Source organism: Fervidobacterium sp. (genome assembly GCA_026419195.1).
In the GTDB taxonomy this organism is placed as follows: domain Bacteria; phylum Thermotogota; class Thermotogae; order Thermotogales; family Fervidobacteriaceae; genus Fervidobacterium.
This window is the reverse complement of record JANZZV010000004.1, coordinates 117668-138764: the sequence shown is the minus strand read 5'-3', so window position 1 is coordinate 138764 and position 21097 is coordinate 117668. Positions and strand designations below refer to the sequence as shown.

Sequence of the window (21097 nt, the reverse complement as noted above, 5' to 3'; positions counted from 1 at the left end):
ACCTCCAGTGTACGTGTAATTAGGTATTATTTGAAAAAGCTGATTATATAATAGGTTATCCCATATCTTTCAGTATGCTGTCGAATTCAGTGCGATTTATTTTTCTCGGTGATTGGTAAGTTCCAAGCTCTTCTTTTCCACCACCTTTTCCACCAAATCTTTCTGTGAGAACTTTTATGAACTCTTTTACATTATACCTCTTTGAAGCTATGGTGTATTTAGCTCCATCGTAGAAAACAAGTATTGATTTTTCTAAATCTAATATTTTCCATAAGCTGTTACCAATTTCGGAATAGCCTTCTAAGTATATTAGACCTTCTTTGGGTAAATTTGTTGATAGTAACTTAGCATATTCTTCGGAAAGCTTCGAAAGCGTCAGAGCTTGTTCGCGTGCTTGATTTTGAAGTTTTTCTATTCTTAACGGTAGTTCTTCAACGGAAGATGTTAAATTTTTTGAAATTTCTTTCAATACATCATTGTATTTTTGAAAGTACTTAAGTGCTCTCATACCAGACACTGCATAAATTCTTGTTAGGTTACCTTTGACTTTTTCGTAGCCAATGATCTTTATCATTCCCACTTCGCCAGTAAAATCTGTGTGAAAACCACTGCAAGCTGCTGTGTCAAAATCTCCTATTTTTATAAGTCTAACTGTGTCCTTTATTTTTTCACTGAGTTTCTTTCTGAGTGGTTGCTTATTAGCTTCTTCAACACTGGTGTTAATCTCCTGAATTGAAAGATTGGTTTGTGTTATCTTGTTTGAAAGATACTCAACTTCTTTAATTACCTGGGGTTCAATGTATGGAACATCCAGATCTATGGTTGAATATTCATCTCCCATACGAAAGCTAACAGTTTGTATTTCAGCAACATGGACAAAAGCTGCTGAAAGGATATGTTGTCCCGTATGTTGCTGTGCAATGTCTAGTCTTCTTTCCTGATTAATTAAAGTATCATATTCTCCAACTTCTATAGGCTTATCAAGCTCGTGTACTATCCAACCATTATCTTCTTTAACACTCAAGACATTTGCACCGTCTATTAATCCTCTATCACCTAATTGACCACCTTTTCCATCTGGGTAGAATGGTGATATTTTTGAAAAAGCAAAATACTTTCCATCTTTTGAAGTAAAGTTTTCTACGAAGATTTTGGTTTCTAAATATTGGTTTGCAATTTTCATTTCTTCTCATCTCCTTGTTTCTGATAGAGTCTTATAGTGTGTTTTGATATTCAAGAGTTCTAATAAGTCTTTTAATTGTTTTGTGTTTACCAAGTACTACAATACTTTCAAAAAGTCCAGGTGTAACCAATCTTCCAAGCAATGCACCTCTGATAGTTTGAAATACTTTGTTTGTACCCAGTTCAAGTTCTGCAGCCGTATTTCGAAGTACATTTTCAACACTTTGAATTGTGTAAGTTGTCAATTCTGAGAATTTAGACAACGCTTTCTCTAGAATGATTCGTGCTTCTGGCTTTTTCAGAAATTTCTCAATGTATTCCTCAGTGTATTCGTAATTTTCGTCAACGAAAGGAAGTGAAAATTCGTACAACTGCTTCAGTGTGTTTACTTTTTCTTTACTGATTTCAATTACTTCCTTAGGTATTTCAAACGGACTGTCTGTGAACTTTCTCCAATTATTAAACTGTTCGATTAATTCTTCAGTTGTTAGCATCCGCATGTGTTTTCCGTTTACCCATTCAAGTTTTTGATAGTCGAAGACCACATTTTTATTTGAAATTTTTTCTGGCGAAAACGATTCTATTTTTTTTGTAAAATCAAAGATTTCTTCATCAACACTCCAACCAAGTACAGCAAGATAATTGACGAGTGCTTTTGGCAGATATCCTTCTTTTCTGAAATGTCCCACGGCTGTTGCGCCGTGCCTTTTGCTAAGAGGGGTTTTGTCTGAACCAAGTATTAATGGTATATGCATAAATTTTGGTGGTTCCCATCCAAATGCTTCGTACAGTAGTAATTGTTTTGGTGTATTTGATATATGATCTTCCCCGCGTAGTACATGAGTTATACCCATAAAATGATCGTCTACTACGACAGCGTAGTTATAGACTGGATAACCATTGGATTTGAGGATTATAAAATCTTCCATATGTTCAGTTGAAAATTCTATTGTGCCTTTTAACATATCATTAAATGATATAGTCTTCGATTCTGGAACTTTGAAGATAATTGTGAAAGAATCGCTTGATTTGGGTTCTACGGTAGATACTTCAATAAGCTTTTTTGGATCAGTTTTGTCGTATATTGCAAAATATGCGTAACCTTTATCAACTAATTCATATGCGTATCTTTTGTAGATTTCGAGTCTCTCACTTTGTCTGTAAGGTCCATATTCCCCTCCTATGTCCGGGCCTTCGTCCCAATGTAATCCAAGCCATTTCATATCTTCTATTATCATTTGTTCAGATTCTCTTGTTGAACGTTCCGTATCGGTATCTTCTATTCTTAGAATGAATTTGCCACAGTTTTTTCTTGCAAAAAGCCAGTTAAATAAAGCTGTTCTGGCTCCACCTACATGAAGATGTCCTGTTGGACTCGGTGCAAATCTTACTCTAACTCCCGACATCAAGTAGTCCTCCCTTTAAGTCTACATTTAGTTTTTGATGAATACAGCAGGTACGTACAATTCATCATCAGTTAAACTACCATGCATTCCAACGAGTCTTTCCTCACCGCCGCTGTAAAGGTATGTAAATGCATAATTTTCTCTTGCTAACATTATAACATCCCCAATACGATTATACAATTCTGGATGTGAACGTCCAGAGCCGAATAGTCCTTGTTCAACCGCATCTTTGGAATTCATGAAATAAACTGTAGACGGAAAATTTTCTTCAAAGTACGATTTAAGTGGTTCGATATTGGCCTTTTTTGAAAGGTAAAAGTACATCATTCTCATTTCACCACCAGGTGGTGAGGATAGTAATCTATTAAAATTATCAGTTGGTTTTAGAAAGTAATTATTCGATCCTGGAATTTGGATCATTCCGTGATCTGATGTTATAACAAATAGTGCATCTTTTGGAAGGTTGAATTGTGTAAATCTTTTAAGTTCTATAAGCAGTCTTTCTAATTCTATTTCGTAAGCATCTGAATCTGGTCCCTTTTTGTGTCCAAGTCCATCAAGGTAACCCCAATAAACGTAAAGTATTCCCCTCCAATTCTCTGATAGTCTCTTTTTTAGCGTTGATAATAAATCACCCATGTAAAGATAGCTCATTAAATGGCAATTTCTGTGAATTAGATAAGACAATCCAGAATTTGCTATAGTTGAATGTGTTAGAACACCACCGTAAAGCTCTTTCTCCTTGAGCAGATCAAAAGTATTTTCTAATCTATGTAACCTCTTTTTGATTATTCCCGAAAAAATACCGCCTTCTAAACCTGGGTAAGTGTGTTCTATCATGTTTGTAATTGAACCAATTTCACGAAGGTACAATATATAACCAAGTAATCCATGTTCTTTCGGTGTTTTTGCAGTGAACCAGCTTGTAATAGCCGCTACTGTTGTTGTCGGAAAAACACTTGAGACTTTAATTACACTATTAAATCCCACTTTGTTATTAATTTGCATGAATTTCTTGTACCCCATGCCATCTATTAAGAAGATAACTATTTTATTTATATTTTGGAAAAAACCCTCGAAGTGTTCTTCGAGGGGAAATTCGGAATGATAAACTTGACAACCGAACCTTTTTAGAAATGTCGAGATAAGATTTACAATACTTCTTTCATAGTCAGGCAAAAGTTCCATAACTAATCACCTTTCAGTTTTAGGTTGTTTATCCTTTCACGGCACCCTTTACTAAGCCGCCAACTATGTACTTTTGCATCAGTAAAAAGAGAGTAACCATTGGTATCATACCGATCAAAGCAGCTGCAGTAAATAGTCCCCATTGTGTTTCAAATGGACCTGTTGAAAATGTGTATAATCCTATAGCGTAGGTGTATTGTTTTACATCTTGCAGTATGATTCTTGCAAGTACAAACTCATTGAATGTTCCCATGAATGTGAGTATAACTATAACTGCAAGGATTGGTGAAGCAAGCGGAAGAACGATTTTTACAAATGTCTGCCATCTTGTTGCTCCATCTATCAATGCGGCTTCTTCAAGAGAGTCTGGTATCGTGTCGTAGTAACCTTTTATAAGGTACATGTTGTAAGCTATTCCACCAAGGTATGCAAATATCAATCCAGAAACCTTGTTTAATCCAAATCCAGGTATATACTTTCCTGCAAATGATAAGAACGTGTAGACTGCTATCATATACATTATAGCCGGGAACATTTGGATAAGCAGTAAAGACATTATACCATACTTTCTTCCCTTGAATTTCATTCTACTGAATGGATATGCTGCAAGTGCTGTAACTGCAGTTATTATAATCGAAACAGTAAGTGCTACGATGACGCTGTTAAGTATCCATCTTAACATATAATGATCTGGTTTCCTCTGCCATATTTGGTCTATTCTGTAAGAAGCACCGTCTATAGCTTTTAAATATCCTGCTATATCTCTTAAGTTAAGTTTGTCGGAAAGTTCAGATGCTTTTCTTGACATTACATTCATATTCGGTACCACGCTGGTTCTGTAAACGGACAGTACGGTATCAATCAGTTTTTCAAGAGATTGTGGCCTTACTTTTATACCCGTTTTTGCTACAGGCATAAATTTAAGACCTTGAATTTCTACATCCGATAAGTAAAGTTGCAGATCTTTTACAAACGGTTCGTAGTTTTGAACAAATAGTTCGTAATTTGTGAACATGTCCTTAGCTGTGCCAGGCCAATCAATTTTTGATATGATGCTTCTCAAGGTTTTCTGCTTTTTTGAACCCTCGGGTAACGTATTTGCAAGATCTCCAACAATACCAAATACCTTTCTTGCTTGTAAGTTCATTAGCTGGAGTTGTGCTGGTAATTTCATCCTTGAAACTTTTTGTTGTACATCTTTAAGTTGTACGGTGACTAAACGTGATTTTACATATACGGTAGCATCGTAAATTTCAGAGTAAGCTTTCTGTATTTCTTCTTCTAAGTTTTTTATTTGTTCATTTATGCTCGTTAAGGATTTTCTTTTAGAATTAATTTGGCTTTGTAGTTGTATTAAATTATTGGTTATATTGTTAAGCTTTTCAACAAGTGCAACAGTTTCGTTTACTGTTCCTGCAATCCTTGTGGTAAATACATCTATAGTATTTAGAAAATCAACAAATGGTGCTTTATTTTTGTAGTTAAAATTATCCCATTTCGAAAGTATTTTTCTGTAAATTGTTTGGAATGCTACAAGTGAATTGTTTATATCTTCCAGATCTTTAAACTTATTCATGCTAATTTGCAAATTGTCGATACCACTTATCGTTTCTTTAAATTTTAATTTTAAGCTTGATTCATCAGGAGTTATCTCAACGGAAACTCTTGAATCCTTGGCAGCATCAAGAAGTTTGTCAGCTGATTCTAATGCGAGTACATATTCTTTAAGCTGAGGCAATAAGAAAGAATTTATAGTCTTCACAGTCGATAAATATTGTGATTGATATATTCTGTAGGATCTTTCAAGTGGTTGCAAGGATATTTCTAACTCCTGCTTTTGCATCTTAAGTGCTTCTGTTTTTTCCTTTCTTTCTCCTATCATGGAATACCATTCATCTTGTCCTTTGTTTGGATCAATATCTTTAATAGGCGTTAGATCGTTACCTTGATTTACTAAGTCGTATGCTGCTATTTCAACGTACCTGCTCGGTTTTTCAAATTTAATTTCTTTGATTATCTTGTCTATTTCACTATTAAAAGAATTTATGAGTTGTTCCGAGTTTTCTTGAAAGTATTTCTCAATAGAATTTATGCTATCATCAATCTTTTTTTTGAGTTGCTGAGTTTCCGCAATATATTTTTTGAAAAGTTCAATATCCTTTTTAAAGTATTCCTTAGCCTTTTCTACAGTATTTCTATCATGAGGTGGTGCCATAAGTACAAGTGCGTCAATATCTGAAACAAGTCTTGGGCCATTCTTCTCAGGTGCTAGTAGGTCTATGTAGTTTTGAAAAGTCATTCTGCTACTAAATAATTTTGTTGAAAACGCTGCGTTATCCCTTCTGAGCGATGTTGAAACAACCCAAACTATTGGAAAAAGTACAACTATACATACGATTATGAGTACTATATGGGTAAGCAATTTTCTTTCTTTCTTTACCATTATCTATTCACCTCTTCAAACGAACCAGATAGTTTGAAGTTTATGAAACTCAAGCTTCCGACAATAAGGAATATAAGAATGGAAATTGCAGAAGCAAATCCAAAGTCTTGTCCTCGACCACCTTCAAATGCAAGCTTGTATGTGTAAGAGATGAGTATGTCGGTAGAACCAGCTGGTGTTGTAGTGTTGGGCATTGCAGGTCCACCACCGGTAAGAAGATATATGTTAACAAAATTGTTGAAATTAAACGCAAAACTTCCTACAAGCAGTGGGGCAACTGTCGTCATTAAAAGTGGAAATGTGATTTTCCAGAATCTTTGCCACTTGGTAGCACCATCTATCGCCGCCGCTTCGTAGTAATCTTCAGGTATACTTTGAAGCGCACCAAGCGTAACAACCATCATGTATGGAAATCCAAGCCAAGTGTTTACAGTAAGTACTGCTACTTTTGCCCAAAGCGGGTCGTTAAACCATCTTATTGGTTCAGCATTGAATAATTTCGTGACAATAAATTTGTTTATGATTCCGTATGTTTCATTGAAGAATCCATTTTTCCACACCAGCACCGAAATGAAAGCAGGTATTGCCCATGGAATGATCAAAAGTGAGCGATAGATTGCTCTTCCTCTAAGGTTTGGGTTGTTCAAAACGAGTGCCAAAATTAGCCCTATGACAAAGGTAAATAAAACGCTGAGAGCTGCCCATGTAAAATTCCAAACAAAAATTCTTGCGAATGGTCCAGAAACTGTTGGGTCTGTAAAGATACGAGTGAAGTTCTTAAATCCGTATCCTGAAATGTAGCCAGCTACTACAACTTTTTCACCCTTTTCATTTATGTCATAAATAGTACCATTTTCCTCAATCAAAGGTCTACCTGTAGAGGTATTTATTAACACAGTTTTAACGACACTCTTACCTTTCTCGATGACTTCAGCCAAACCAAGTTTATACATGTGTTTTATTTCGTAAAGTAGGAGCTTTCCCATTTCGTTTTGTCTTATTGAATATCTATTCGCAGCATTGTCAACAAATTCAATTTTGCTTAAGATTGGAAATAAAATTGAATATTTAAAATATTCTTCATTTATAAAAGTCGTCGGGTCTTCAGGAGAGTAAAAGTATTTAAATATTCTTCCGCTATCGTTAATCAATTCTATCTTTCCTTGCTGTCTTTCGTACTTTAGACCACTATCTGTCAATTTAACCAACTCTGCCTCGCCAAGTATCAATTCACCTGCTTCTGTTTTTAGTGGTTTATAATCTCTTGCAACATAGATGTTTTGTCCGTCTGTAACAATTATTTTGAAATCTTTTGTTGGCTGCGTGCCTTCAAATTTTACGTATACACTGTATTTAAACTTTGTTCCATCATCAACGGTGTAAGTGTAGATTGGGTCAACGAGTAGTTTCTCAACAACTTCTTGTCTTGTCATTATGTGCCCGGTTCCGTAATTCGTAAATGCCGTTCTTATTGTAAAAGTTATTGGATAAAGAACAAGTATGAACAGCAATATGAGAGCAGGTATCATGTATCTATAAGGATACCCATTTGGATTTATTATGAAAAAATCGATAAGGAATATTAATACGAAAAGAGTTACTGATAACTCATAAAAACCTCTTCCGAATAAAAATATTCCAGCAAGTATTCCAAAAATTGTAAACAAAATTAAGGTAATCCAACCTACTATTTTAAAAAATTTCATCAATTCCTCCTCCTTATGAATCTTGTACCCCAAGTATTGGTTTTATAATAATTGTACACTTAATAAAAAGCACGGGGGCGTTCCCCCGTGCCCCAATTGATCTCTAAATTACTTGATTTGCGCCTTAATTTGTGCAACAGCATCAGAAAGAGCTTTTTCTGCTGGGACACCTTGGTCAAGTGCTTTTGCAAGTGCGTCTCCCATAGCTCCCCAAACTGCTGCCATTTCTGGAACGTTTGGCATTGGTAAACCATATGTACCAAGAAAATCTGCAAATTTCTTTGTCAATGGATCCTTTTGCATAACAAGTTCATTAACGTCAGATCTTGATGGACATCTTGGGTCCGCTTGCCAAATTTGGAACATGACGTCTTTTGTTGCGATGAATTTTGTCAAGAAGTCAAGTGCAAAAAGTTTATTTTTGCTCTTAGCATTAACCATAAAACCTTGTGCTCCAAAGAATGGTTTTGGATTCTTTCCGCCAGGAAGCGTTGGAATTGGAGCAACATCAAAGTTTATACCAGCTTGTTTGTAGCCAGGTACTGCCCAAGGACCATTAAGAATCATAGCTGCAAGACCGTCTTTGAAAAGTCCGTCCATTGTGTTGTAGTTGTCGCCAGATGTAAGTACTTTTTCGTCAACAAGTCTCTTTATAAGCTTCAAACCTTCAATAGCACCTGCGTTTGCAAGTCCGACGTCTTTGACGTTTAATTTTCCAGATTTGTCTGTTCCGAAAACATATCCACCCATACCAAAGAATGCAAATGAACTAAAGTAGAAATTCTTGTAATCGTAAATAAAGCCTCTTACTTCTCCGCCATAGTCTTTTTCAATTTTCTTTGCCATGGCAATGAGTTCGTCCCAAGTTTTTGGTGGTGTTTTTACATAATCCTTGTTGTAAATTATAGCTGGACCATCAAATGCGTATGGAACACCGTAGAGTTTTCCACCGTATGTGAAACCTTGAAGTGGTGTTGGGAAGTATTTTTCTCTTTCTGGAAGGTTAATTGGCTCAAGTAATCCGTTTACTACGAGTTCTCCAACCCAGTCATGAGCACCAACGATTATATCTGGACCTTCACCTGCTGGAGCTGCCGTCAAAAACTTGGATTTGATGTCTCCGAAATTTACTTGAACAACATCAACTTGAACACCATACTTTGCTTTGTACTGATCTGCAAGTTTCTTAAGGATAGGAACTTGTGCTTCAGAGGTCCAAATAGTAATCTTCTTAGCTTGTGCAAATGCCAAGAAGACAAACAATACAGCAAGAACTACTGTCAAAACTTTTCTCATACACTCTACCTCCCCTTTTAAGAAGTGTGAAATAGGCCGTTTTCATTCATAATTTTTCGATAATCCATCCATATTATACTACAAATTTTTCCGAATGTAAATAAAATTTGGAATAGTTTCCAAGAAACCGGAATAGTTTCCAAGAAAAATGATAGGAGAAACATACTTAAACATACTTGAGCATACTTAAGCATATGAGCGGTATTTGGAAATGTTGTAGTTTATGTTTTTGATTTTAGGTTGATGTTGATATTGAAATGAATAATGGCATAATATATAATTTTTCGGGAATAGAAGTCAAAGTTTAGAGTTGAAAGTAAAAGTATAATTCAGGTGTTATTGTTTGAGATTAAGAAGTTTAAATTACAAGAACTTGGAGGTGAAAGAATGGAGAAAAGAAGGAGAGTTATCATTCTTGGTGCTGCAGGTAGAGACTTTCACAATTTCAACACGTTTTTCAGAAACAACCCAGATTACGAAGTTGTAGCGTTTACAGCTACGCAAATACCGGATATAGCGGGACGAGTTTATCCTCCAGAACTTGCTGGTTCACTCTATCCAAATGGTATTCCTATAGAAGATGAAGCAAACTTACCAGAACTTATTAAAAAGTACGATGTTGATGAAGTTATCCTTGCCTACAGTGATTTGCCACATCAGTATGTTATGGAAAGAGCCGCTATTGCTTTAGCATGTGGGGCTGATTTCAAACTTATGGGGCCGAAAGCCACAACTGTTCAATCGACAAAACCAGTTGTTTCCGTTTGCGCTGTAAGGACAGGTTGTGGAAAAAGTCAAACAACCAGAAGAGTTCTCGACATCCTTAGAAGTAAAGGGATGAAAGTAATTTCGGTAAGACACCCAATGCCATATGGTGATTTAGTAGCACAGAAAGTTCAAAGATTTGCTGATTACTCAGATCTTGACAAGCATAACTGCACAATCGAAGAACGTGAAGAATATGAACCACACATCGATAGAAAAAGTGTGATTTACGCTGGAGTAGATTATGAAGCGATTTTAAGATCTGCTGAGGCTGAAAATCCGGATGTTATCTTGTGGGATGGAGGAAATAACGATTTTCCATTTTACAAGTCGGATCTTAAGATAGTAGTTGTAGATCCACATAGACCAGGTCACGAAATTACATATTACCCTGGTATGGCAAACTTACTTATGGCCGATGTGATTGTTATTAACAAAGAAGAGACAGCAAATAGAGAAGACATTGAAACTGTAAGAAAGAATATTGCAAGATGGAATCCAAAAGCTATTGTTATTGATGCCGCATCTCCGATATTTGTTGACGATCCTGCGATAATTAGAGGTAAGAAAGTTCTCGTTGTTGAAGATGGTCCAACCCTAACGCACGGTGATATGAGGTACGGTGCAGGTTACGTTGCGGCAAAAAGATTCGGTGCTAAACAAATCATTGATCCAAGACCTTATGCTGTTGGTTCAATTATTGATACTTACAATAAGTACAACCATCTTGATGTGATACTTCCAGCAATGGGATATGGTGAGAAACAAATTAAGGAATTAGAAGAAACGATAAATAAATCAGATGCAGATGTTGTTATTATCGGCACTCCTATTGACTTGAGAAGGGTTATGCACATCAACAAACCTGCTGTAAGAGTTAGATATGAACTTCAAGAAATAGGTGAACCAACGCTTGAACAGGTACTTACAGAATTTTTAAAACAGAAAGGACTTTTAAAATAACTTGACTTAAAAACAAAGTGCGGATTTTAATCCGCACTTTGTTTTTCTGTATATTCTTCAGGCTAATACATCGAGTTTCTTTCCTTGATACAACTCACCTACTATACGCACAAGTTTTAAGTTCATATCTTGTTGTTTGTAAAATGCAAATTCCAGAATTTGCATCATCGTATTCATAGCCTGTTGGACTTGCAGCTGTGATTCTGAACTTTCAGTAACCTTCCTTGCAACAATGTTTTGGAAAGTGTAAGGGTTTAACAAAACAGCTCCGATCCTCATACCAATCACCTAACCTTAAGAACTGTGCGTTTCCCTTGTTTCTTTGACTATCCTGAAAACTGTTTTTTCTACTGTGCTTTCAACAACAATTTTTAATCCAAGCTTATTTGCAATTTCTTTTGCTATATAAAGACCTAAACCTGTTCCATTTGACTTTTTGCCTTTGTAAAATCTGTTAAATATCTTTTCCAAATCTTCATCTGGTATTTTTTCTCCGTGATTTTCTATTTCAATTAAATTATCAAAGAGTCTTACTATAAAAGGTGGTGCACCATGAATAAGAGCGTTGTCTAAAATTATAGTAATTATTATACCAAGCCCCTCTTTATTTGAACTTATTAATCCGCTGCCCTCGATTGATATACTTTTGTCTTTGAATTTATGGTATACCAGGTCCTCAACAAAATGTTTTAGATGTATTTTCTCTTCTGTCAAAGTTTCTACTTTTGCTATTAGCAACATGTTTTCTATTATTTCTTTGATTTCCTTACTACTTTCTTCTATTGCATTGATTGCCTCTACTAATACATTTTCGTCCTTAAGTCCCCATCTTTTTAGTAGATTTACGTATCCAGTCAAGTTGGTAACAGGGGTTCTTAGTTCATGCGATACAGCTGATACAAACGATTCTTGCGCTTTGTATGAACGTTCTATCCTATTCATCAAATCATTGAATTTTGAAACCAGTTCCGAGACTTCTGAGCTTTTCGGTTTGACTTTTACGCGATACGATAAGTCACTTCCACCTAACGATTCTATATTTGCTATAAACTCTTTCAAATCGCTAACACTTTTTTTTGAGAGGATATAAGTGGATGCAAAAACACCAGTCGCTATGAAGATTACAGCAAAAATGAAAAGTGTTCTAATAGTTGCTAAGAACTTCATAGTGGGTGTGACATCTCTTCCCAACACCAGTGTTTTGAACTTTACAAAATAAAAATTTCTGTCAGATATTTTTTGAAAGCCTTCTGTTTCAACGTATCCTATCCCATAAGGGTCATTGATGATACTTTTATTTTCTCTTTCTGCAACGTACAGATCCCATCGTGTCACTATATATTGTGCTCCAAATGGAGTCTGGAGAATCATTACCGATCTCTCAATATTTCCCATGTCACTTACTATGTTTCTGCGGGCAATCAGAGAAAAGTATCTGTATATTATTAAGAGCACTGTACCAACAATTAGTATAGTTGCTATTGTATTGAAAAGCGAAAGTTTAGTTGTTAGTTTCAAACGCTTCACCAACCAGTTTGTAGCCCACACCTCTTACGGTTTTGATTAATTCCGGTGATAGTTTTTTTCTGATGTAATTTACATAGACCTCTACAGTATTGTCTGAGCCGTAGTAATCGATTCCCCAGATTGCATCAAGTATCTCTTCTTTACTCACAACTCTATCTTTGTTCTTAACCAAGTATAGCAATAATTCAAATTCTGTTTTACTAAGTTCCACAACTTTTGAGTTAAAAACAACCTTTCTTTGAGTTTCGTATATTTCAAGATTTCCTACTTTTATTGGTTTTGTGATCGATATATTTTTTCTCCTCAGAAGAGCTTTTATTCGTGCCAATAATTCCTCATTGTCAAATGGTTTTGTGATGTAGTCATCTGCACCAGCTTCGAAACCTGCAAGTTTGTCTTTTTTCATACCAAGTGCTGTTAGCATCAATATAATTACATCAGGATTAAGTTTTCTCATCTTATCCGCAATTTCGTAGCCATCTATATCAGGCAACATGATGTCCAATATTACAAGTTCTGGATCTTCGTTTTTGAATTCTTCTAAGGCATCGAGTCCGCTTTCAAAGGATATAACTTCATAGCCAGCATGCTCCAGTTCCATTTCAAGTAACCTTCTCAGTTTTTTGTCATCTTCTATAATCATTAATTTGATTCTCTTGTTTTCTTCCATAAACCTTGGCACCTCGGGCAGCTAATTTGACATTCTTGGTTATTCAATTGTTAATATAAGTAAGTAATGTCAATTTGCATATTGAAAAAGCAAGAGCGTGATGTTATAATTTAAACTCGGACGGAGGCGTGTCCGAACTGGCTAAGGAGCCGGTCTCGAAAATCGGTGGACCTTACGGTCCTTGTGGGTTCGAGTCCCACCGCCTCCGCCATTTTTTATTTTTTCTGCGATTTGTTGAAAACATTCTGCCATATTTGTTCAAAGTTTACAGATTTTTTAGAAAACTCGACAAATATTTCCGGAAGTGTTGATTTTACTAACGCTAGAGCATAATCATCTTGAAATACGCTCAATATGTAATAAGTTACGATCGGACCTTTTTCTTTTTTCCAGATCCGGTACGTGATGGTGAGGGAGTTGTCTGTCGAAAGGTTTTGATATATTACTAAAAATATTTTATCTACGTAATTTATATAGTCATCATAATCTTGTGATGAGCTTACACTATCTGTTAGGAGTGATTTCTTAATTTCATCCTTTTTTTTGTTTAATTCTTTAATAATGGCTTGAAAAGCAATTTGAAAAGCCCCATCCTTGATCGTAACTTCGTTGAACGAAGGACCTGTGTACTCACCAAGTCCGTAAATAGGCCTTTTATCAGTCATTTCTTTAAGTTTTTCAGTATAAACAGTGTTTTCGTATATTAACAAGGCTTCTTTGTCTGTTTTTGATACATCTGGAAAATATTCCATAACCTGGGGTGGAAGAGGAGTAATTTTTTGCGTATTCGTTGTTAAAAGCTGACCTATTATTAAAACGGAAGCAATAAGTAAAAAGATACCCCAGAAGACAAATTCTTGTATGTTCACTTTATCACCTCGTCTAAATGTTCAACTGTTATCTGCTTTGTATCAACGTATTTCACCACATAAATCTTCAGTGCTTCTTCATAGGATAGATTATCTAAAAATAATTTACCTTCTTTTAAATTTACCTTCTCTCTTTCTATCAATAACTTGTTGTTGCCATAAGCATTAAACCACGGTTCGAATTTTTCCGGATAGATGATTTTCTTTATGCCAAGTCCTTTTATTATTTTCCTTACTAAATATGCCCTGAGCATGTCACCAAATGCAGGATGATACGGACCAGCAACGACAAATCTCAACTGACTTTGGGGAATATGGTAGCCTATTCTCAAAACATTTCCACCGTTGCTTTCGATGAGAATGACCATATCACTTACTGTGTCAAGGGCCTGCTCCATACTCAAAGGTGAATATAGATTACTTTGTAACATCTTCTCCAATTCTGTATCCTTAAACACAATAGTAGGGTGAATTCTGTACTGTTTAACGTTTAGATTAAGTAAAGTTCTAACTGTTTCGATGGATTTTTCTTTAGTGTCTTTCGGCAGTCCAACCATTAGATGTACAATTACTTGAAAATCTGATTCGATTAGCTTTAGTGTTTCAATAACTGTTTCTGCATTGTATCCTCTGTTGGACGCTGTGAGGACCTCGTTATCAAGGCTTTCAACACCTATCTCAATAGTTTTCACATTATGTGCTTTTAAAAAGCTTAGTGTTTCTTTATTAACGGCATCAGGTCGTGTCGATATTCTTTTTGGAATTTCAGGGAATAAGGAAAGAAATTCGACCATTACTTCCAGCGGTAACGATGTAAAAGTGCCACCATAGAACGCTATTTCATCTACAAATTTGATATCTTTTTCTTTGAGAACATAAATATCTGGATATACTTCTCCTGTCATAATACGTTGATTACAAAACACACAACGTGTTTTGCAACCAGCATTTGGCAAAAATATCGGATAGATCTTCAAGTTTTTCCTCACTTCAAGAGAGCAACTCCTTGACTACTTCGTTTACAATTTTTCCGTCGGCTGAACCCTTTACTCTGCTCATTACTTCTTTCATAACCTTTCCAAAATCGTTTTTGGTTGCGTTCAGTTCAATTATTACTTGATTAGCTATGGCTTGTATTTCTTCACGAGAAAGCATCTTAGGTGCATATTGTTGGAGTATTTTTAGTTCCTCTTCTTCTAAATGAGCTAAATCTTCTCTGCCTGCTTGTCTGTAAGCTTCTACAGACTCTTGTCTTTTCTTAATTTCTTTGAGTATTATCTTGGCTATGTCATCATCCGTGGCCTCTTTTTTCTCACCTTCAACCTCAAAATATCCGATAGCTGTTTTTATGGATCTTAAAACTCTTAATTTCAGTTCATCCTTATTCCTCATGGCTTCTTTCATATCTGACATTATTTTTTCTTTCATGGTCATACCTGATCCTCCTTGCTTGGAATTAACTCAAAAAACCTGTTATAAAGTTTCTCACTGCGTTCAAATTTGCTTTTGAATTGTATCCACCTTCGTGAACTATTATTGAACCGCTAACTCTTTCTGCAAGTTTAGAAATTAACTTTCCGATTTCTATATAGTCCTTATCAACAAGTGAAAATCTTCCGACAGGATCGTTTATATGTGTGTCAGTGCCAAATGAAAGTATGAAAAAATCTGGGCCAAAATCTTTTATTTTATCGTACGCTTTTTTCAAGGCAATTTTGTATTCTGAAAAGTTGGTACCCTCTGGTAATGGTATATTGAGATTCGTACTTTCTGCTTTTCCAATACCCGTTTCGTTTGGATAACCACTGTACCATGGATAAAAGACTTTTGGATCACCATGTATAGATACATACAATACTTCAGGATCGTCGTAAAATATATCTTGCGTACCATTTCCATGGTGGAAATCTATATCCAGTATAGCTACTCTTAAACCTTTGCCTTCAAGATAGCGGGCGGCAACTGCTGCGTTATTGAAATAACAATAACCACCACCGTATCTTTTCATTGCATGATGTCCAGGAGGTCTAGTGAGTACGTAAGTAACCTTAGAATTTTTCAATGAATACTCTACGGCCGTTAAGGTAGCTTCAACCGAAAGAAATGCAGCTTGATAGGTTTCTTTCTTTATCGGTGTACCCGTATCAAATATTGGATCGACAAAGAAGACTTCTGGTAGGTATTCACCCTCTAATATCTTGCTTGATTTGTTCTTTATGTATGATACATAGCCTTCGTCGTGTGCAAGCAAAAGCACACTTTCAGGAAAAGCGGATAAGCTTACTTCCTGAAAATGCGCTCTTAAGAACTTATCTACTAACGAAAGTCTTGAAGGACATTCAGGATTCCTAACAAATTTTCCGTTGTCTATCTCCTTTTTTGGTAAGAAAAACCTGTTTAACTGAGAGCAAAAAGCAATATCATCCCTCAAGTTCTTCAATCTTCTTTACCCTTCTTTCGTGCCTTCCACCTTCAAAAGAAGAATTCAAAAAGGCATCAACTGTCCATTTTGCCAGCTCTATACCCATGAGCCTGCCTGGAAGTACAAGTACATTTGCGTTGTTGTGTCTTCTAGCATATGCCGCCATGTCTGGAAAAAGACATAATGCAGCCCTTATTCCTTTGATCTTATTTGCGGCTATTGACATGCCTATACCTGTTCCACACATTAATATACCGAAAACACATTCTTTGTTAACCACTTTTTCCGAAACTTTCTTAGCGTAGTCAGGATAGTCTACACTTTCTATGGAATATGTACCACAATCCACAATCTCAAAACCTTTATTGATAAGGTATTCTTTAACCTTTTCTTTTAGTTCGAACGCTGCGTGGTCACTTCCAATAGCTATTTTCATTTATCTCACATCCAAGTACTCATTTTATACTATTAACAGCTTCCATAGTCGAACTATAGTTTTTAATGACTTTATCGAGTGCAGTCATTACAAGTAACTTTTTTATACTTTCATTCGCATTTGCAAATACAATCATGCCATTTGAAGAAAGTGCCGTTTTATACAAACTTACGAAAGTACCGAGTCCAAAACTATCCACAGCACTTACGTTACTCAAATCGAACACAATTTTTGCTTTCCCTTTTTTAATAAGATTCTCAACAACCCAGTTTCTTAAATTCATAGCATTTTGCATGCTTATCTCACCGTTCAAAGAAACTATAGCGACTCCAAACTGTTCTGTAAACGTATACATAGCTTCTTCCTCCTTTCACTCGGAATAGCAGTTTATAATTTCAAAAAACTAACCGCACTTTTTTCATCATCAAAGATATTGAAAATTCTATCAAGGGCTGTCATTTTAAACAGGTTTCTCAGGTTACTATCAATATTTATAATTGCTGTGGTTCCTGCATTCATCAATGATTGTTTATGTATCATGATAACCACTCCCAAGCCTGTACTGTCAATGTATTTTGTTTTAGAAAAGTCAAGTAGAATCTTTTTGTATCCTTTTTCGAATGTATTTTCATATACTTTTCTTTTGATCTCCTGTGAGTTTGTCAATTCAATCTCTTCTGGCAAGACGAACTTAACTATATCTGGTTCAATAATAATTATTTCCATAATAACGAATTCACCCCTTTTTACATTACTTTATTATCCTTATCAAACCTACCATCTTACCAATTATTCGCACTTTCTTTGGTTCGCAAATTATCGTTTGATATGCATCGTTTTCCGGTATCAACTCAACATGATCGTTGCGGAGTACAAACCTTTTAAGTGTGATTTTGTCCTCCACTACAGCTGCAACTATGGCGTTGTTTTCTGCCGCATATTGCTTTTTCATAACAACGTAATCCCCGTCCATTATGTGAGCATTTATCATACTGTCACCGTGCACCCTTAGGGCGAAGTATTCACCGTAGCCTTTTAACATTAAAAGTGGTACTTCTATCTCCTCGTCAACCTGCTCAAACATCTCTATTGCTTGTCCGGCAGCTATTCTTCCTTTTACCGGTACGATAACGCTTTCCTTTCGTTCTGTAAGTGATATAGTTCGTGGACCTTTCCCCCTTTTTATGTATCCTTTTTTCTCAAGTGCTATCAAATGTTGCTGTGCTCCTCTTGGGGTCATCTTGAAATGACGAGCTACATCTCTAATAGATGGAGCATAACCTTTCATTATTATGTAGTCTTTAATAAATTCAAAAATATGTAGCTGTTTTTCTGTTAAACTCTTCATATATCAAACACCATCCTAGCGTATATCTTTTCCCCAGATCTTTGTACGAAGAACATATGATACGTAAGTGCCTTTATTCTGAGTGTTACTTTTGTCTTGCAAAAATAAATGCAAGAATTTTCAACTTTGAAAGGATAAAGTCCTCTGTCCATAGTAGATATTATATCATTAATCACATCAAATACCACATCGGAGTATATTTCTGTACATCCATTGGCAAGCATATTATAACATTTTTTTGTAAAATTTTCCAAACAGTTACTTAATACATTTTCATCAGTTCTTGTCTCGCTGTTTTTTATCAAAATGTCAACAACATCCCTTAAAAATTCCTCCACACTTTCTGCGCTCAATTCGTAATAAAGGTCTGCCTTATGTTCTAGCTCTTTATACAAATCATTCATCACCACCGATAACGGCAAAGTCTGCGACTATATCACCATCAGCAAGGTGCATGACTTTGACACCTTGAGCAATTCTACTTCTGACTGGTATATCAGAAACCTTAAATTTAATACTTGCACCATCTTTTGTGAATAAAACAATTTCTTCGTTACCTAAGATATACGAAACTCCTACTATTGGTCCTGTTTTTTCAATTTCCCCAATGTTCTTTATACCGATACCATCTCTTGATTGTTTTCTGTATTCACTGACTTCTGTTAATTTTCCATAACCATTTTCAGTAACAGTAAGTATATAACCTATGTCATTTTCAAGTATGGTTGAAGATATAACCTCATCGCCTTCGCGTAGTCTGATTCCCCTAACTCCTGCAGCATTCCTTCCCATTGTTCTTACATCTCCGACGCCAAATCTAATACTCATGCCGTATTTTGTAGATATTAAAATAGTGTTTTCTTCAGAATTAACTCTCAAAACTGATACAAGTTCATCTCCTTCTTTAAATGTTATTGCTCTAATTCCCTTCGAAGTTATATTCTTAAAGTCTTCGAGACTAGTGCGCTTAACTATACCATTTTTTGTGACAAAAAATAGATCTCCACTGTAATCAGTAATATCAACCATCGTCAAAATTCTTTCTCCATTCTCCAATTTAACGTATTTATTAACAGGTTTACCTTTGTTACTTCTGTTGCTCTCTTCTATTTCTATATTTTCGATTTCATAGACTTTTCCAAATGAGGTAAAGAATAATGTCTTACTGTGGAGTTGAGTGTAAAGTACTTGAGATATAATATCATCTTCCATTAGATTAGCACCAATGACACCTTTGCCATTACGCTTTTGGGTTCTGAAAGCGTTGACATCCATCAACTTTAAAAAACCTTTTCTCGTAAGTGTGATTACAACATCTTTGTTTGGTATAAGATCCTTCTTTTCAAATCTTGTTACTATTTCTTCTTGCTCAGTTATCTCTGTTCTTCTTTTATCTGCATATCGTTTTTTCATATCAAGTAGCTCTTCTATAATCGTTTCGTAAACCTTTTCATCGTTCATGAGCAATTCTTTTTCTTTTTCAAGCTTTATCAATAACCCTCTATATTCCTGTTGCAGATTTTGTGTTTCTAAATTTGTTAATCTGCCAAGTCTCATTTCAAGCACAGCTTTCGCTTGTTCTTCGCTCATTTGTAGTATCTCAATAAGCTGAGCTGCGGCGTCAGAAGGATCTTTGGAATTCCTTATTATGTTAACAACCGTATCTATTGCCTTTGATGCTTTTATTAATCCCTCAACAATATGTGCCCTTTTTGAATCTTGTTGATACTCATACTGTGTTCTTTTTCTTACAACTTCAAATCTATGCTTTACGTACGCTTCAATTAGCTGCTTGAGGTTCATCAATCTTGGTTGTTTATCAGCATCAATGACGAGAAAGTTTGCATTAAATCTGATTTGTAAGTTAGTTTTTTGATAAAGATTGTTCAGTACAACATCTTCATTTACATCTTCTGTTAATTCTATAACTATTCTTAAACCTTCTTTATCGCTTTCATCCCTAAGATCTTTGACAGGTATTTCTTCCTCTTGTAAGTAATCTGCTATCTGTTGAATTAGCTCTGCCTTACTAACTCCATAGGGAATTTCTGTAATTACTATACTTTTTTTCTTTTTTTCGTGCTTAATTTCAACTTTCCCACGAACAATAAAGCTACCTTTTCCTGTAGCGTACATTTCTCTTAAACCAGCTTTTCCGATAATGATTCCACCAGTTGGAAAATCCGGACCTTTTATCAATTCAATAAGTGCTTCAACTGATATATTTTTATCTTTAATAAATTCTATTGTAGCATCAACAACATCGGAAAGGTTATGAGTTGGAATGTTTGTAGCCATTCCAACAGCAATTCCATTTGCACCGTTTAAAAGCAAATTTGGAACTTTTGCGGGAAGTACTTCAGGTTCTTCCAAGCTACCGTCGAAATTATAAAGCATCCTAACGGTTTGCTTATCGATGTCTTCTATCATTTCTTCGGCTATTTTGTGTAACCTTGCTTCTGTGTATCGCATCGCTGCTGGTGGATCTCTGTCTATTGAACCAAAGTTCCCTTGTCCCTCAACAAGAGGGTACCTCATAGACCAAGGCTGTGCCATACGCACCAAAGATTCATATATTGAGGCATCACCATGTGGATGATACTTACCCATAACTTCTCCGACGATACGTGCAGACTTTTTGAATGGTTTGTTATGCGAAAGTCCTAATTCGTACATTGAGTATATTATTCTTCTTTGAACAGGTTTTAAACCATCTCTCACATCAGGGATTGCGCGCCCAATAATAACACTCATTGAGTAACTCAAATACGATTTTACAAGCTCTTCTTCAAGGATTCTTTCAAGAATGTTGTTTTCATTACCTTGCTGCTTTATTTCTTCCACGTTTGTAAACCTCCCGCTAGTGATAATAAATT

20 protein-coding genes and 1 tRNA gene are annotated in these 21097 nt (G+C 35.6%); 2 read left to right on the top strand and 19 right to left on the bottom strand.

What is annotated here, in order from left to right; all coding sequences use genetic code 11:
• Positions 1–55: 55 nt before the first annotated feature.
• The 6 genes from N2Z58_04240 to N2Z58_04215 all read right to left on the bottom strand — a co-directional run bounded on the left by N2Z58_04240 (position 56) and on the right by N2Z58_04215 (position 9221).
• A complete protein-coding gene (locus N2Z58_04240) occupies positions 56–1183 on the bottom strand; it encodes an alanyl-tRNA editing protein (protein MCX7653869.1) in 1128 nt (375 codons plus the stop codon).
• Positions 1184–1214: 31 nt separating this feature from the next.
• A complete protein-coding gene (gene gltX / locus N2Z58_04235; GenBank protein MCX7653868.1) occupies positions 1215–2588 on the bottom strand; it encodes a glutamate--tRNA ligase in 1374 nt (457 codons plus the stop codon).
• A 27-nt stretch (positions 2589–2615) separates the two neighbouring features.
• On the bottom strand, positions 2616–3776 hold the full coding sequence (locus tag N2Z58_04230) for an alkaline phosphatase family protein (protein ID MCX7653867.1): 1161 nt from the start codon (positions 3774–3776) through the stop codon (positions 2616–2618).
• A 28-nt stretch (positions 3777–3804) separates the two neighbouring features.
• A complete protein-coding gene (locus tag N2Z58_04225; protein MCX7653866.1) occupies positions 3805–6219 on the bottom strand; it encodes an ABC transporter permease subunit in 2415 nt (804 codons plus the stop codon).
• Positions 6219–7925: an ABC transporter permease subunit gene (locus tag N2Z58_04220; GenBank protein ID MCX7653865.1), complete on the bottom strand. Its 1707-nt coding sequence runs from the start codon at positions 7923–7925 to the stop codon at positions 6219–6221. The genes N2Z58_04225 and N2Z58_04220 overlap by 1 nt, the downstream gene beginning before the upstream one ends.
• 108 nt (positions 7926–8033) lie before the next feature.
• Positions 8034–9221 carry a maltose ABC transporter substrate-binding protein gene (locus tag N2Z58_04215; GenBank protein ID MCX7653864.1) on the bottom strand — a complete coding sequence of 396 codons (1188 nt, stop codon included), beginning with the start codon at positions 9219–9221 and terminating at the stop codon, positions 8034–8036.
• Between the two features lie 387 nt (positions 9222–9608).
• On the opposite strand from N2Z58_04215, the gene N2Z58_04210 reads away from it, so the two are divergent.
• On the top strand, positions 9609–10949 hold the full coding sequence (locus tag N2Z58_04210) for a cyclic 2,3-diphosphoglycerate synthase (GenBank protein ID MCX7653863.1): 1341 nt from the start codon (positions 9609–9611) through the stop codon (positions 10947–10949).
• A gap of 57 nt (positions 10950–11006) precedes the next feature.
• Here N2Z58_04210 and N2Z58_04205 read toward each other — a convergent pair whose 3' ends face one another.
• Genes N2Z58_04205 through N2Z58_04195 form a run of 3 tightly spaced genes read right to left on the bottom strand, consistent with a single transcriptional unit; the run spans position 11007 to position 13146 of the window.
• Positions 11007–11228 carry a hypothetical protein gene (locus N2Z58_04205; protein ID MCX7653862.1) on the bottom strand — a complete coding sequence of 74 codons (222 nt, stop codon included), beginning with the start codon at positions 11226–11228 and terminating at the stop codon, positions 11007–11009.
• A 15-nt stretch (positions 11229–11243) separates the two neighbouring features.
• Positions 11244–12476 carry a HAMP domain-containing histidine kinase gene (locus N2Z58_04200; protein ID MCX7653861.1) on the bottom strand — a complete coding sequence of 411 codons (1233 nt, stop codon included), beginning with the start codon at positions 12474–12476 and terminating at the stop codon, positions 11244–11246.
• On the bottom strand, positions 12451–13146 hold the full coding sequence (locus N2Z58_04195; protein MCX7653860.1) for a response regulator transcription factor: 696 nt from the start codon (positions 13144–13146) through the stop codon (positions 12451–12453). The genes N2Z58_04200 and N2Z58_04195 overlap by 26 nt, the downstream gene beginning before the upstream one ends.
• A 122-nt stretch (positions 13147–13268) precedes the next feature.
• Between N2Z58_04195 and N2Z58_04190 the strand changes: the two genes are divergently transcribed.
• Positions 13269–13357: transfer RNA gene (locus N2Z58_04190), tRNA-Ser, on the top strand.
• A 4-nt stretch (positions 13358–13361) separates the two neighbouring features.
• Here the strand turns inward: N2Z58_04190 and N2Z58_04185 are convergent.
• The 10 genes from N2Z58_04185 to gyrA are packed head-to-tail and all read right to left on the bottom strand — an operon-like array spanning position 13362 to position 21065.
• Positions 13362–14015 carry a hypothetical protein gene (locus tag N2Z58_04185; protein MCX7653859.1) on the bottom strand — a complete coding sequence of 218 codons (654 nt, stop codon included), beginning with the start codon at positions 14013–14015 and terminating at the stop codon, positions 13362–13364.
• Entirely contained in the window at positions 14012–15004 is a 993-nt protein-coding gene (locus tag N2Z58_04180) for a radical SAM protein (protein ID MCX7653858.1), read from the bottom strand. The genes N2Z58_04185 and N2Z58_04180 overlap by 4 nt, the downstream gene beginning before the upstream one ends.
• 1 nt (position 15005) lies before the next feature.
• Entirely contained in the window at positions 15006–15449 is a 444-nt protein-coding gene (locus N2Z58_04175; protein MCX7653857.1) for a GatB/YqeY domain-containing protein, read from the bottom strand.
• 22 nt (positions 15450–15471) lie between these two features.
• Entirely contained in the window at positions 15472–16455 is a 984-nt protein-coding gene (locus N2Z58_04170; protein ID MCX7653856.1) for a histone deacetylase family protein, read from the bottom strand.
• On the bottom strand, positions 16436–16873 hold the full coding sequence (rpiB, locus tag N2Z58_04165) for a ribose 5-phosphate isomerase B (GenBank protein ID MCX7653855.1): 438 nt from the start codon (positions 16871–16873) through the stop codon (positions 16436–16438). Before rpiB ends, N2Z58_04170 begins: the two co-directional genes overlap by 20 nt.
• Before the next feature lie 19 nt (positions 16874–16892).
• Positions 16893–17228: an STAS domain-containing protein gene (locus N2Z58_04160; GenBank protein MCX7653854.1), complete on the bottom strand. Its 336-nt coding sequence runs from the start codon at positions 17226–17228 to the stop codon at positions 16893–16895.
• A gap of 32 nt (positions 17229–17260) precedes the next feature.
• Complete coding sequence (locus N2Z58_04155) at positions 17261–17599, bottom strand: STAS domain-containing protein (protein MCX7653853.1); 339 nt, start codon at positions 17597–17599, stop codon at positions 17261–17263.
• 25 nt (positions 17600–17624) lie between these two features.
• On the bottom strand, positions 17625–18221 hold the full coding sequence (gene lexA / locus N2Z58_04150) for a transcriptional repressor LexA (protein ID MCX7653852.1): 597 nt from the start codon (positions 18219–18221) through the stop codon (positions 17625–17627).
• A complete protein-coding gene (locus N2Z58_04145) occupies positions 18218–18625 on the bottom strand; it encodes an archease (GenBank protein MCX7653851.1) in 408 nt (135 codons plus the stop codon). The genes lexA and N2Z58_04145 overlap by 4 nt, the downstream gene beginning before the upstream one ends.
• Entirely contained in the window at positions 18618–21065 is a 2448-nt protein-coding gene (gene gyrA, locus N2Z58_04140) for a DNA gyrase subunit A (GenBank protein MCX7653850.1), read from the bottom strand. The genes N2Z58_04145 and gyrA overlap by 8 nt, the downstream gene beginning before the upstream one ends.
• Positions 21066–21097: the final 32 nt, after the last annotated feature.

Excerpts from the sequence above, each read along its gene's own strand:
- lexA (MCX7653852.1), bottom strand. The coding sequence starts at position 18,221 with ATGAAGAGTTTAACAGAAAAACAGCTACATATTTTTGAATTTATTAAA.
- N2Z58_04145 (MCX7653851.1), bottom strand. The coding sequence starts at position 18,625 with ATGAATGATTTGTATAAAGAGCTAGAACATAAGGCAGACCTTTATTAC.
- N2Z58_04155 (MCX7653853.1), bottom strand. The coding sequence starts at position 17,599 with ATGGAAATAATTATTATTGAACCAGATATAGTTAAGTTCGTCTTGCCA.
- N2Z58_04230 (MCX7653867.1), bottom strand. The coding sequence starts at position 3,776 with ATGGAACTTTTGCCTGACTATGAAAGAAGTATTGTAAATCTTATCTCG.
- N2Z58_04220 (MCX7653865.1), bottom strand. The coding sequence starts at position 7,925 with ATGAAATTTTTTAAAATAGTAGGTTGGATTACCTTAATTTTGTTTACA.
- N2Z58_04195 (MCX7653860.1), bottom strand. The coding sequence starts at position 13,146 with ATGGAAGAAAACAAGAGAATCAAATTAATGATTATAGAAGATGACAAA.
- gltX (MCX7653868.1), bottom strand. The coding sequence starts at position 2,588 with ATGTCGGGAGTTAGAGTAAGATTTGCACCGAGTCCAACAGGACATCTT.
- N2Z58_04215 (MCX7653864.1), bottom strand. The coding sequence starts at position 9,221 with ATGAGAAAAGTTTTGACAGTAGTTCTTGCTGTATTGTTTGTCTTCTTG.
- N2Z58_04240 (MCX7653869.1), bottom strand. The coding sequence starts at position 1,183 with ATGAAAATTGCAAACCAATATTTAGAAACCAAAATCTTCGTAGAAAAC.
- N2Z58_04210 (MCX7653863.1), top strand. The coding sequence starts at position 9,609 with ATGGAGAAAAGAAGGAGAGTTATCATTCTTGGTGCTGCAGGTAGAGAC.
- N2Z58_04205 (MCX7653862.1), bottom strand. The coding sequence starts at position 11,228 with ATGAGGATCGGAGCTGTTTTGTTAAACCCTTACACTTTCCAAAACATT.
- N2Z58_04225 (MCX7653866.1), bottom strand. The coding sequence starts at position 6,219 with ATGGTAAAGAAAGAAAGAAAATTGCTTACCCATATAGTACTCATAATC.
- rpiB (MCX7653855.1), bottom strand. The coding sequence starts at position 16,873 with ATGAAAATAGCTATTGGAAGTGACCACGCAGCGTTCGAACTAAAAGAA.
- N2Z58_04175 (MCX7653857.1), bottom strand. The coding sequence starts at position 15,449 with ATGACCATGAAAGAAAAAATAATGTCAGATATGAAAGAAGCCATGAGG.
- N2Z58_04160 (MCX7653854.1), bottom strand. The coding sequence starts at position 17,228 with ATGTATACGTTTACAGAACAGTTTGGAGTCGCTATAGTTTCTTTGAAC.